Raw genomic sequence first — 9,063 nt, 5'->3', positions numbered from 1 at the left:
CGGCCCTCGGTGCGCTCATAGTGGTCAGCGTTGTTCTTCGCCGCGGCTTCGGCCTGGATCAACGCCTGCATGCCGGCCCGCACCAGCGTGGCGAACATCGCCTGTGGATCGGCGGCCAGCAGTGCATCGAGCTGGGCCTGTACGCCAGAGTGGGAATGGGTCATCGCGTGGTGTGTCTTTTACTGTGAGCTACGTGGCGGTAACTCCTTGACCACTACGCGGTTGCCCGACCTCTGCGGACCGCCACACCTTCGTCAGCCAGAACCCCGGCCCCGAAACCCCACCACCCCACGCGACTTACCCCTCTCGGGTGCACGCCTGCTGTAGAAAATGATGTCGAACCGGGAGGACTAGGATGAGTACGCCCGGCGGACATCATTCTTGATACCAAAACAATTCGAAGGCGCAAATAAATACGGAGGAAGATTAGTAACGCACGACTCCGATGTACGCGCAGATCCGTCGACGTGCTCGTCTACAAGCCGGGGAAAGCCTGTCGTACCGCGCTTAATGCGTCGGGCGGGCCTTCGAGCTTTACGCCGTCGAAACCGCGTCCTCCGACCGCTAACGCCACACTGCGCGGTGCACCGACCAACCTCGCCACGGACTGCCCTTTGTGGGTCGCGCGTAGCGTGGCGTCTGGGCGGCCTACACATTGGGCAATTACGCCGACACGTAGCGAGCGCAGTGTCATGCGGGCGAACATGGGCAAGGAGTTCCAGACATCGTCATCGACCTGCGCGGGCATCTCCGGGAGGTCGGCGATTTCATTGGCTCGGCGGATGTCCTCTGCATGTATCGCGTACTCCATGAGGTTGGTGGCCTGATCAATGGGCCCGAAAGACATCGGGCTCCACTTCGGAGGTCCAGAGCGGATCAGGTCGATGAGCTTTGTGAACGGCGTGCGGGCCTGTTCGTTTTGCACCTTTTCGGTGTGGGCGGCAAACCGCTCGAGCAGTATGCCCGGCAACGAGTCCGGCCGGCGTTCGCGAACGACCAGGTGGGCTGCGAGGTCGCGCGCCCTCCATCCTTCGCATAGGGTCGGCGCATCTGGCCCCACGGCGAGCATGAGATCGGTGAGATTATTTCGGGCGAGAACAGCGGTACGCATGGTCTCAAGTCTTCCACGATGTTTACCCTCATGTTCGCGGTCTCCGTCACGATGATGCCCAATTGCGCTGCTACGGTGCCCCGCATTTTCAAAGTTGGTACCTATTACTTCTGTAGCGGCGCGACGTATCTGCGCGGATGTTCACGCTTCCACGCTGTGTTTTGTCGTTGAAGAAATTGGCGGTGACACCGGTTGAGGGCCGCAAGCGGACGATGTGTGCAGACGTGAATTGTGGCTAATAAAGGAGCATGTAATGTCGGACGATGCCAGGAAGTCCGAGCAGATTGTCACCGATCTCATGAAAAAATTTCGGATCTGCATGGCTACTACCGTTGGAGTCGAAGGGCAGTTGCTCAGTCGCCCTATGGCCCGTCAAAACTCTGAATTCGACGGCACTATACGACTACTAGCGCCACGCAACTACGGTATTGTGCCGGAAATCGAGGCTGACCCCCGCGTCAACGTGTCGGTGCAGTCGTCGGAGGGTTTCGTCTCCGTCGCCGGAAACGCCGTGGTTGACGACGAACGCGAGATTGTTGCCTCGAACTGGAGTTATGCGGACGACGCCTGGTTCCCCGGTGGGCAAGAACAGGCCACGTCGATTTTGGTCCGTGCCAATTCCGCCGAGTATTGGGACGCCGGCGGTTCGACCGTAGCCCACATCCCCTCATTCACACGCTCAGCGATTTCGCTCGACCACCGAACTCCCGACGTGGGATCCAGCGGAACCGTGGAACTTTAAGTTCAAGGATTACGGTAACACGTTCAACTTTCGCGCGAGCCTAGGTATGCCGCTGCGCGTGTAGGTGCCACGACCGCGGGAGTGGCTCCCGTTGCTTCCGACAAGAAACACGACGATCTCGTCTCGCCCATGCGTGCGGTAACCACGTCATGCAGACTTCATCTACTCAACCCGAAGTTAGGAAAAATCAAGTAGGGGGCCGAGGGCGAAGAGCATCGTCATAGACCAGGCGACGTGTGTGATGGCCGGCGCCAAAATTCCGCCCGTACAGCGTCGTTGGACGGCTGTGACGAGACCGAGGACAAAACCAGCGAAGGTTAGCAAAGGGATTCCGGCCGTGGCAATAACTGCCGTATAGATTGCGGCGCTTACTAGAACGGGACATCTCTTGGCTAACGTTGAGTAGACTGCGCCACGGTAGAAAAGCTCTTCCGATACTCCATTGGCTGCGGTGATCACGGCGATCAGGAGCATGTTACCAGCGGTGACGTGGGCCAGGAGATTCTGGACCGGCTCACGGAGTAACGGAATATGTGAAACGACCAACGCGCCGAGGCAGAACGTAGTAGCTAAAGCAACTGCCAGCAGTAATGCCGACCGCCATGGCCAGGAACCCGGCCGGTAGGGCTCGCGACCGAGATGTAAAGGTCCTGAGGCCAATGCGCCGACGATCCATACTGTACCCAAGAGCGTAGTTGCGCCGTAGAACAAAGGATCTCCAGGAGCGATGTGCAAGGACCACGCGTTGAGGGGCGTGCCGATGCACAAGGTAACGAGAACGACGATTCGCCGACGTTTCCTCGTGGCTTCTTCATCAGGTTGCTCGGCGACGCCCGTGCGGAAGGCCCGTGTGTGACGAAGCGCGACGGCGCACCGATAACTCACGAGGCGGTTTGGAGATAGAGGGAAGTGTGGATCGCTTCGTGCGCAGATTTCCAGGCCCAGCCCGCAGGCACGAGGTCGTGCTTGCGAGTGGAATTGTCGGCGCACACCATGTCATGACACAGACTGTCGATCATGGCCGCGACGGTCATACCGTCGTGTGGTACGACGTTGGCAAGCGCGTGAGCAACCAAGTCACAGGGGATCGCTGGGATGGGTATTTGAAGAATGGGTCGTCGAGCCAACCGGGCATAGAGACGGAGCAATTCGGGATAAGTGAACTGCTCTCCACAGCCGATATCGATAGAACCGCGTTGAGGAGGCCCGACGAGGGATCCACAGAGCACCTCGAGTACATCGACTTCCGCTACAGGCTCAATTCGATGGCGCATCCACGGTGCGATGGGCTGGAGAGGAAGTAGTTCGCACAGTCCTCGCAGCGCTTCGAAACTGGTTGATCCGGCGCCTATAATGACTCCCGCCCGTATAGTAAGAGTCGGGGTCGGGCCAATAGCCAGCAACTCTTCGACCTCCAGGCGTGATCGCATGTGTGCTGATAGCTCTTGATCGTCGCAGTCCGGTCGTAGTCCGGACAGGTAGACGCAGCGCCCAACACCCGCGGCAGCCATTGCCTGGCACACTGTGCGGGCGCCACGCGCGTCCTCTTTAGCAAATTCAGATCCGTACGACATGCGGTGAACCAGATAAATAACTGCATCGACGGGTTCTCCAGCGTGGGTAAGCGAAGCAATTACCGATGCTTCGTCGAGAACATCGCAGTGGGTGATCAGCGTTCCAGTGGTCAAAATTGCACTCGCCGTGGCAACGTCCCTAATTCCGGCTATTACGGTGTGTCCTCGAGCTATGAGCTCTGGGATCAGACGCGATCCCACATATCCGCGTGCACCGATGACCAGGATCTTCATTGGCTACCCTTACGGACTTTGGCGCCCCAAAACCTCGGGTTCCGCGCACCTGCCCACGCAGGATCACTCGGTAGCTGGGTGGCAGGATCGCTCAGGGCATCGCTGTCTGACCACTTCGCCGGACGAGCAGGTCCGACCGGAACCTTTAGCGCTTGGCGGAGAGCTTCGCGGTAACTCGTGGGCCCGCCTGGGGGGGGAGCCGAGGATCTCCTCGCCGAGATTTCCGGTAGCCACCGCTTCACAGCGCATCGACTCCACTAGTGGAGCGGCAAGACCAGAGGGGACAGGTGTGACTAGGCCCATCCACAGCGACGATAGCTTCGGAGTGAGCACGGGAACCGTGAGCATGATTCGGCGGTGAAGGCCTGCTTCCGCAGCGTAAAGCTGCATCATGTCACGATATTGCAGTACGTCGGGCCCCCCGATGTCGACTGTCTGAGCTTCCGTGAAAGGCAAGCGAATCGCTGCCGAAATGTAGTGAATTGTGTCGCTGATCGATATCGGCTGTATCGAATTGGCGGCCCACTTCGGCGTGATCATGAACGGCAGTCGTGAGGTGAGATGTCGGATAAGTTCAAAAGAAGCAGACCCGGACCCAATGACCACCCCAGCCTGCAGAACCATGGCCGGCACGCGCGAGGACAGCAGGATCCGGCTCACTTCAAGCCGCGAGCGTAAATGCGGCGAAAGCTCGCTGGTGTCGCGGGGGTGCAATCCGGAAAGGTGCACTACCCGGCGTACCCCAGCGGTTTCGGCCGCGTCGACAAAAGAGTGCGCGGTGTCGCGCTCGTGACGTTCGAAGTCTTTTGAGTTGCCCATTGAGTGCACGAGATGGCATGCGACGTCTACACCGGAAAGTGCGTCGACGAGCACCGAGTGGTCGCTGAGACCGCCTTGGAAAACTGTCACTCGTTTTCTCCATGGCACTGTCTTGAGCTTTTCCGGATTACGCACCAGGACCCGCACCTCGAGGTTGTTATCGAGAAGACGGGGCACGAGTCGGGACCCGATGTAGCCAGTCGAACCAATCACGAGAACGGACTTCGTAGGGATCGACTCGTCTGTACCTGGAACCGGTTTCATACTCCTGACTCTGCCAGCACGACTCGAAGATCGCATCACTATGTACTTACCGCGGGTAAGTCCCCTGCCGTGGCGGGCTTTCGCGGCCGGGGTTCTGGTCGTGCTCCGAGAGTCGGCTTGACGAAGAGGGTGGGCCATTCTGGGATAAACGTTCAGCTCGACGCGTTGTTGGTCGCCGATCCCTGCACCACCGCAGCGGCCCAATGGTTGACGAGGCGTTACGCGCCGCGCCGGACATCCTCGAGAGCGCACGTGCGGCGTTTGCCCGACTTCTCGATGTGCTCGATTCCAGCGACGACGCGTTCGTGTTTCCGGTCGAGGCGATGATCTCCACGAGCCAGGCGGCGGCGTTGCTCGATGTCAGTTGAATGACGGTGGTGCGGCTGGTTGACTTTGGCGGTATGCGGGCGGAGACCGGAGCCGTACACCGGCGGATCCCGGTGACCGACGCTGCCGCAAGGAATAGTTGAGTAGCCGTCCTCGATGCGTGCGTGCTAGTGCCGATAAGGTTGGCGACAACCTTGCTATGGCTCTCCGAGGCGGCAATCTTCGAGCTGCTCTGCTCGGGCCAGGTCCTCGACGAGGTGCAGCGCAATCTCCCGAAGCTCAGCATCAGCGAGGAATAGGCCGCACAGCGCGTGAGAACGATGCGTGAGGCTTTCGCGCTCGCCGCGCTCGTTAACCACTTTGTCCGTCTGATCGGGGACACGCCCTGCGACACGAAGGATCGCCGTGTGCACGCGGCCACCGTACGGGCGAGCTGCGCGGGGAACATCCACTACAATTACGACCAGCCCCTGCCGCAACGAGTCGGTTACCAAGGTAGCGAAAAACTCAAATCTGTCGTGCACCTTCGACGACTCCAAAATTAGGTTAATTCCTTGTAACCGGAGTTGTATGCCCACATGAGATTAAGGGAATGAATCCACGCTATGGCCCAAACCCACCCGTAATGGACCGAATAGTTGTCATCGGTTCGGGTGTCGCGGGCTCGTCGCGGCCCACATCCTGGCGAAGGACCGAGAGGTGACGCTGGTCGAGGCTGACTCCAGGCTCGGCGGGCACGCACACACCCATGACATCGAGCTCGGCGGCCGCCGGTTCGCCGTAGACACCGGCTTTATCGTCCGCAACGCGCGCACGTATCCCACGCTGCTCCGGCTGTTCGCCGTGCTCGGGGTCGAGACCACGGAGACGGAGATGACCTTCTCCATGCGCGACGACGAACTCGGAGTCGAGTACCGGGGTGGCGCAGGGGCGCGCGGGCTCCTCCCGGACGCCCGGGCGCTGAGGTTGCGGCACCTGCGCATGCTCGCCGATGTCCCGTGATTCCACCGGCACGCCCGCGCCCGGCTCGCCGCCGCGGAGGCGGCCTCAGGCGTCAGCCGGTCCGCCGAGACGCTGGGGGAATTCCTCGACCGCCACGGCTTCGGGGAGTATTTCCGCCGCGCGTTCGTCGTGCCGCTCGTCGCGGCGGTGTGGTCGACGGAGCCGGACCGCGCCCTCGAGTACCCCGCCGAGTTCCTCTTCCGCTTCCTCGACAATCACGGGATGCTCACGGTCCTCGGCTCGCCGACGTGGCGGACGGTGGTCGGCGGATCACGGTAGTACGTCTCCGCGATCGCCGCTGGGATCGCCGACGTGTGGACCTCCACCCCGGCGGCGGAGCTCGCCGGGACCGATGACGGGGTCGCGCTGCGTCTGGGCGACGAGGAACGCCACTTCGCCGCCGCGGTCGTGGCGACGCAGCCGCTACCGTGCCCGATGCCGACGGCCCCGCGCTCCTCGCCACCACAGGGCGCTTCGCAGGCTACGGCTTCGACCCGCTCGCGCTCGTCTGGTTGCACACTGCCGCCGGCGACCCCTCTGCGGTGTTCGCCGTCGTCCGCAACACCTTTGGCGGCTTGCATCACGACCTCCCCCGCCCCGACGCCCGTGGCCGCGCCGAGGTTCCCAAGGCCTTTCGCGTCTCCCCATTCCATGATGCCGGAGGCCGCTACGAGAACGACGTCCCCGAGCCCGGCGAGCGGCTCTACGTCGCCATCCGCCTCCGGCGCGAGGGCGAGCAGGATTTCGTCGCCTCGGTGGCGGGGACGAGGAGCCCGGCGCACCTGCGCGCGCTACTCTTGATCCCGGCCCGTCGACCGTTCGAGCCCGTCGCCGTCGCGGCCCGCATCCGCGCCCACGGCATCTACCTCTGGGTGCGCGGGCTCAGGATCCGGCCGGTCCCCAATGCGGACACCGCCGCGGGGCGCCCCTGGGAGTCGATCCCGCCGGCGCCCCGCGGGCCGCTCACATCGCTGTTCGGACTCGGCGCCAAGGCGATTCTCGCGGGCCTGGCCGGCGGCATGACCATCCGCCTCGAATACCCGGACGGCACCGTACGCGGCGGCGGGGCGGAGTCGGCGGCGGCGCCGCGGATGCTCGTCCGGCGGCCCCGCGAGTTCCACGCGCGGGTGGGGCGGCACGCGTCGATCGGACTCGGCGAGTCCCATATCGCGGGGGACTGGGACTCCCCGGCACTCGCGGCGTTGCTGGCCGAGTCCGTCGCGCTCCAGTCGACGATGGTGCCCAGGCCGCTCCGCGTGTTCCGCGGCCCCTACATCGCGCGCCCGCCGCGCAAGACCCGCGCCTCCGTGGAGAACGCGCCCGACAACATCTCCGCCCACTACGACCTCTCCAACCTATTCTGCGCGGTGTTCCTCGACGAAACCCTGACATACTCGGCGGCGCTCTTCGACTCCCTCCCCGGGCGCCCAGGGAAGCTGGGGGAAGGCGGAACCCCGGCGTCATCCGCGACGGGCGGCACCAGCGGCGGCGACCCCGACGCCGCCAGCGCCGCGCAAGGCGCGGAGGTCCGCCCCCCACCTGGGGCGATCTCGCGCCCGCCCAGCTGGCGAAGATCGACGCGCTGCTCGACTCGGCGGGCATGAGGCCCGGCAGCCGGGTGCTCGAGATCGGGACCGGCTGGGGCGAGCTCTGCCTCCGCGCCGCCGCTCGCGGCGCCACGGTCCGTTCGGCGACTCCCTCCTCCGAGCAGCGCGACCTCGCGCTTCGCCGTGCGGAGGATGCGGGCTTCGGGGACCTGATCGACGTTGAGCTCCGCGACCACCGCGACGTCGACGGCGAGTACGACGCCGTGGTGGGCATCGAGATGATCGAGGCCGTCGTACTCGACGTTCTCGTCGAGTACTTCCGAGTGATCGAGAGCGTTCTTGCGCCCGGCGGGCGGGCCGCGATCCAGGCGATCCTCATGGACGACGAGCGCGTGCGCACCACACGGAACAACTACACGTGGATGAACAAATACGTGTTCCCCGGCGGGCGCATCCCGTCGATCAGCGCGATCGAGCGGGCTTTTCGCGGCACCGACCTGCGGATGCGCGAGCGGAGGAGGTTCGGGGTGCACTACGCCGAGACGCTGCGGCTGTGGGAGGAGCGGTTCACTGCTCGCGAGGACGAGGTGCGAGCCCTGGGCTTCGACGGCATCTTCGTCCGCATTTGGCGCTTCTACGTGCAGTACTCCGAGGCAGGGTTCTGTCCTGGGTACCTCGATGTCGCCCACCTCGAGCTTGAGGCGCCGCGATGAGGCAGGGGAAGAATAGCCGGGGCGCCGGTGCCGCGAACCTCGCCGCGGAGATCGAGAAGGCGCTGCGCCCTCTGATCGGCGGCGGACCGCCCGTGCGCCTCGAGTGCTGGGATGGCTCGGCCGCCGGCCCCGCCCAGGCGCCGGTCCTGGAGCTGCGCTCGCCGGAGGCTGTGCGCAGGCAGCTCTGGGCGCCGGGAGAACCAGGCGCTGCGCAGGCGTACGTCGCCGGTGAGATCGACGTGCCGGGCGGCCTGCTCGAGGGGATGACTCACCTCTGGCAGGCCATTCGCGAGAGGGACCTCGTCGGTTCCCGCCCCGGCCCGCGCGCGCTCGCCCGACTCGCGGGACTCGCCGCGCGGCACGGCGCCCACGGCCCCTGGCCGGCGCGCCCGGCGACGCAGGCCGTGGGTGCGCGGGCGCCTCCACTCGTCTCTCCGGGATCGGGCCGTGATCAGCCACCACTACGACCTGCGCACGGATTTCTACGCGCTGATACTCGACGAATCCATGGCCTACTCGTGCGGGTGGTTCCCCTCGGGGCGGCCGAGCCCGGGGAATGGCGCCGACCACGGTGCCGATCCCGGTGCCGTCCTCGCCGCCGCCCAGGCGGCGAAGTTCGCCTTCGTCGGCCGCGATCTCGCGCTCCAACCGGGGATACACCTCCTCGACGTCGGCTGCGGCTGGGGCTGGGGCTCGATGGCGATCGCCGCCGCGGCCACGCACGGCGTGC

8 protein-coding genes and 4 pseudogenes are annotated in these 9,063 nt (G+C 64.2%); 7 read left to right on the top strand and 5 right to left on the bottom strand.

The window, feature by feature from the left end; genetic code table 11:
* A pseudogene (locus tag V7E05_RS12560) lies at positions 1-164 on the bottom strand (IS256 family transposase); the annotation flags it as partial.
* Between the two features lie 311 nt (positions 165-475).
* Positions 476-1,111: a TIGR03085 family metal-binding protein gene (locus V7E05_RS12555; protein ID WP_333619983.1), complete on the bottom strand. Its 636-nt coding sequence runs from the start codon at positions 1,109-1,111 to the stop codon at positions 476-478.
* Positions 1,112-1,364: 253 nt separating this feature from the next.
* Between V7E05_RS12555 and V7E05_RS12550 the strand changes: the two genes are divergently transcribed.
* Positions 1,365-1,853 (top strand): pyridoxamine 5'-phosphate oxidase family protein, encoded by a 489-nt coding sequence (locus V7E05_RS12550; RefSeq protein ID WP_333619982.1) that lies wholly within the window; start codon positions 1,365-1,367, stop codon positions 1,851-1,853.
* 177 nt (positions 1,854-2,030) lie between these two features.
* On the opposite strand, the gene V7E05_RS12545 is transcribed toward V7E05_RS12550, so the two are convergent.
* From V7E05_RS12545 to V7E05_RS12535, 3 genes are all read right to left on the bottom strand, one after another.
* Entirely contained in the window at positions 2,031-2,327 is a 297-nt protein-coding gene (locus V7E05_RS12545) for a CPBP family intramembrane glutamic endopeptidase (RefSeq protein ID WP_333619981.1), read from the bottom strand.
* 407 nt (positions 2,328-2,734) lie between these two features.
* Positions 2,735-3,661 (bottom strand): NAD(P)H-binding protein, encoded by a 927-nt coding sequence (locus tag V7E05_RS12540; RefSeq protein WP_333619980.1) that lies wholly within the window; start codon positions 3,659-3,661, stop codon positions 2,735-2,737.
* A 63-nt stretch (positions 3,662-3,724) separates the two neighbouring features.
* Positions 3,725-4,744: an NAD(P)H-binding protein gene (locus V7E05_RS12535; protein ID WP_333619979.1), complete on the bottom strand. Its 1,020-nt coding sequence runs from the start codon at positions 4,742-4,744 to the stop codon at positions 3,725-3,727.
* 203 nt (positions 4,745-4,947) lie between these two features.
* On the opposite strand from V7E05_RS12535, the gene V7E05_RS12530 reads away from it, so the two are divergent.
* The 6 genes and pseudogenes from V7E05_RS12530 to V7E05_RS12505 form a co-directional block, all read left to right on the top strand.
* The gene (locus V7E05_RS12530; RefSeq protein WP_333619978.1) at positions 4,948-5,112 is read left to right on the top strand and encodes a hypothetical protein; all 165 of its coding nucleotides are present in this window, start codon (positions 4,948-4,950) and stop codon (positions 5,110-5,112) included.
* A 628-nt stretch (positions 5,113-5,740) separates the two neighbouring features.
* Positions 5,741-6,073 (top strand): annotated as a pseudogene (locus tag V7E05_RS12525) (FAD-dependent oxidoreductase); the annotation flags it as partial.
* Between the two features lie 129 nt (positions 6,074-6,202).
* Complete coding sequence (locus tag V7E05_RS12520; protein WP_333619976.1) at positions 6,203-6,352, top strand: hypothetical protein; 150 nt, start codon at positions 6,203-6,205, stop codon at positions 6,350-6,352.
* A gap of 149 nt (positions 6,353-6,501) precedes the next feature.
* Positions 6,502-6,918, top strand: a pseudogene (locus V7E05_RS14350) (DUF1365 family protein); the annotation flags it as partial.
* A gap of 174 nt (positions 6,919-7,092) precedes the next feature.
* Positions 7,093-8,333, top strand: a pseudogene (locus V7E05_RS14345) (class I SAM-dependent methyltransferase).
* A gap of 447 nt (positions 8,334-8,780) precedes the next feature.
* The coding region (locus V7E05_RS12505; RefSeq protein WP_333619973.1) for an SAM-dependent methyltransferase at positions 8,781-9,063 on the top strand (283 nt) is incomplete at its 3' end.

Source organism: Dietzia sp. (assembly GCF_036741115.1).
Taxonomy (GTDB): Bacteria; Actinomycetota; Actinomycetes; order Mycobacteriales; family Mycobacteriaceae; genus Dietzia.
Note: the sequence above shows the minus strand (reverse complement) of the source record. Positions and strands in the feature narration are given on the sequence as shown.